1 pseudogene is annotated in these 619 nt (G+C 56.2%); it reads left to right on the top strand.

The window, feature by feature from the left end:
- Window positions 1-253 precede the first annotated feature (253 nt).
- Window positions 254-427: pseudogene (locus MHY87_RS18640) on the top strand (Crp/Fnr family transcriptional regulator); the annotation flags it as partial.
- Between the last annotated feature and the right edge of the window lie 192 nt (window positions 428-619).

Raw genomic sequence — 619 nt, 5'->3', positions numbered from 1 at the left:
ACGTGTCGGAGTGGTTCACGCACAAGGGCGTGGAGATCACGGTGAGCGACGGCCGGACGATCTTCATCGAAGGCGTCAAGGCGGAGCAGCTGAAGGGCGGCATCGTCGACGGCGCCTGGCAGTGGTGGATGTAACCGCCGCCTCTTCACACAGCTGACACACACAAAGCCCGCCGTGCACACAACACGGCGGGCTTCGATTTTGAAAGAAGCCAAGAGCAGTATTTGCCTGCTTGTCATGATTAGTTTGCGCCAAGTTCATGGAGCAGACGATGCTCGACCTCCGGCACCGGCTATATTCCGAACTCCTGCGTCTCTCCGTGCTGCGTGGGGAGAAGGGTATCGAGCACACGTGCGGCGCGTTGATCCTGCGCCAGCCGGATGTGCTGAAGGAGCGCGTGGCCGAGGCGATGCGGGCGGATCACTGAGAGCCCTGGCAAGTCATTCGGATGATCTGAGCCAAGCCAATAATGATGCAGCAGGCTCCCATCACGTCCCTGATGGGAGCCTTCTTTATTTGCGCTCAACCAAGCAGGTAAGAAACAAAAAGATCATAGCGCGCTCTGAATTGACATAATGTAATTTTGATTACATTTCTTGTTTGCGTAGTAGTCTCCCAG

The organism is Microvirga sp. ACRRW, assembly GCF_022346925.1.
Classification (GTDB): domain Bacteria; phylum Pseudomonadota; class Alphaproteobacteria; order Rhizobiales; family Beijerinckiaceae; genus Microvirga.
This window is presented reverse-complemented; position numbering and strand designations above follow the sequence as displayed.